Source organism: Actinomadura geliboluensis (assembly GCF_005889745.1).
GTDB classification, from domain to species: Bacteria; Actinomycetota; Actinomycetes; order Streptosporangiales; family Streptosporangiaceae; genus Spirillospora; species Spirillospora geliboluensis.
On the sequence record NZ_VCKZ01000676.1, the window covers coordinates 1 to 2,436 of the forward strand.

General features: G+C 70.4%; 1 protein-coding gene. It reads right to left on the bottom strand.

Annotation, left to right across the window (positions count from 1 at the left end; translation table 11 throughout):
- Positions 1–105: 105 nt before the first annotated feature.
- On the bottom strand, positions 106–2,436 hold a 2,331-nt coding region (locus ETD96_RS43380), incomplete at its 5' end, for a RelA/SpoT family protein (protein WP_420884841.1).

A 2,436-nucleotide genomic window follows, 5' to 3' on the forward strand; every position in this document is an offset into this window, starting at 1 on the left:
CCGGCGTGGACGTCGTCCCCGAGGACGAGCCAGCCGAGGACTGAGCCCCTCCCGCACGCGAAAGGCGGCCGCCGGTGGGCGGCCGCCTTTCGCTCGCTCCCGGCGCTACCTCGTGGCGCCGCTCGTCACCCGGTAGACGTCGTAGACGCCGTCGATGGAGCGGACGGCCTTCAGCACGTGGCCGAGGTGCTTGGTGTCGCCCATCTCGAAGGTGAAGCGGCTGACGGCCACGCGGTCGCGGGTGGTGGTGACCGAGGCCGACAGGATGTTGACGTGCTGGTCGGACAGGACGCGGGTCACGTCCGACAGCAGCCGGGGCCGGTCGAGCGCCTCGACCTGGATGGCGACGAGGAAGACCGAGTCCTCGCTCGGGGACCACTTGACGTCGATCAGCCGGTCGGGCTGCGTCTTCAGGCTGGCGACGTTGGCGCAGTCGGCGCGGTGCACGGACACGCCGTGGCCGCGGGTGACGAAGCCGACGATGTCGTCGCCCGGCACCGGGGTGCAGCAGCGCGACAGCCGCACCCACACGTCGGGGTCGCCGGCGACGACGACGCCGGGGTCGCCCGCCGGGCGGCCCCGCTTGCGGCGGGTCGGCAGGGCGATCTCGGCGAGGTCCTCCTCGGCGCTCTCCACGCCGCCGAGGGCGTCGACCAGCCGCTGGACGACGTGCTGCGCGGAGACCTGGCTCTCGCCGACGGCGGCGTACAGGGACGAGACGTCCGGGTAGCGCATGTCGCGGGCGAGGGCGAGCAGGGCCTCGCCGGACATCATCCGCTGGAGCGGCATGTTCTGCTTGCGCATCGCGCGGGCGATGGCGTCCTTGCCGGACTCGATCGCGGTGTCGCGGCGCTCCTTGGAGAACCAGTGCTTGATCTTGTTGCGGGCGCGGGCGCTCTTGACGAACCCGAGCCAGTCGCGGGAGGGGCCCGCGTCCGGCGACTTGGAGGTGAAGACCTCGACGGTGTCGCCGTTGTCGAGGGCCGATTCGAGGGGGACGAGCCGCCCGTTGACGCGGGCGCCGATACATCGGTGCCCGACCTCGGTGTGGATCGCGTACGCGAAGTCGACGGGCGTCGCGCCCTGCGGCAGCGCGATCACGTCGCCCTTCGGGGTGAACACGAACACCTCGGAGACCGACAGGTCGAAGCGCAGGGACTCCAGGAACTCGGCCGGGTCGGCGGTCTCCTTCTGCCAGTCGAGGAGCTGGCGCAGCCACTGCATGTCGCCGGCCTTGCGGCCGCCGACCGTCTCCTCCTTGTACTTCCAGTGCGCGGCGACGCCGTACTCGGCGCGGCGGTGCATGCCCCAGGTGCGGATCTGCAGCTCGACGGGCTTGCCCTCGGGGCCGATCACCGTGGTGTGCAGCGACTGGTACATGTTGAACTTCGGCATCGCGATGTAGTCCTTGAACCGGCCGGGGACCGGGTTCCACCGCGCGTGGATCGAGCCGAGGGCGGCGTAGCAGTCGCGGACGCTGTCGACGAGGACCCGGATGCCGACCAGGTCGTAGATGTCGTCGAAGGAGACGTCCCGCGCGATCATCTTCTGGTAGATCGAGTAGTAGTGCTTCGGCCGGCCGGTCACGGTCGCCTTGATCCGGGCGTCGCGCAGGTCGGTGGAGACGTTCTCGATCACTTCCTGCAGGTAGACGTCGCGGCGCGGGGCGCGCTCGGACACCAGCCGGGCGATCTCGTCGAACCGCTTGGGGTACATCGTGGCGAACGCGAGGTCCTCCAGCTCCCACTTCAGCGTGTTCATCCCGAGGCGGTGCGCGAGCGGCGCGAACACCTCCAGGGTCTCGCGGGCCTTCTTCTCCTGCTTGTGGCGCGGCATGTAGCGCAGCGTGCGCATGTTGTGCAGCCGGTCGCCGAGCTTGATCACCAGGACGCGGATGTCGCGGGACATCGCCACGACCATCTTGCGGACGGTCTCGGCCTCGGCCGCCTCGCCGTACTTGACCTTGTCGAGCTTGGTGACGCCGTCGACCAGCGCGGCGATCTCGTCGCCGAACTCGGCGCTGAGCTGGTCGAGGGTGTAGGGGGTGTCCTCGACGGTGTCGTGCAGCAGCGCCGCGCAGAGCGTCTCGGTGTTCATGCCGAGCTCGGCGAGGATGGTCGCGACCGCGAGGGGGTGCGTGATGTACGGGTCGCCGCTCTTGCGCTTCTGGTTGCGGTGGTAGTGCGCGGCGACGTCGTAGGCGCGCTCGATGAGCCGCAGGTCCGCCTTGGGATGGGTGTTGCGGACCGTCTTGATCAGTGGTTCGAGTACCGGGTTCATAGCGGAGCCGCGCTGGGCGCCCAGCCTGGCGAGCCTGCGGCGCACCCTGGCGGCGGACGGTGGGATCGTGGCCGGCGTGGGCCTGGACGGGGCATCGGGCTTGGACGCGCCATCGGCGTCCTCCGTGGATCCTGGGGCCTCGGCGGGGGGGCTCTG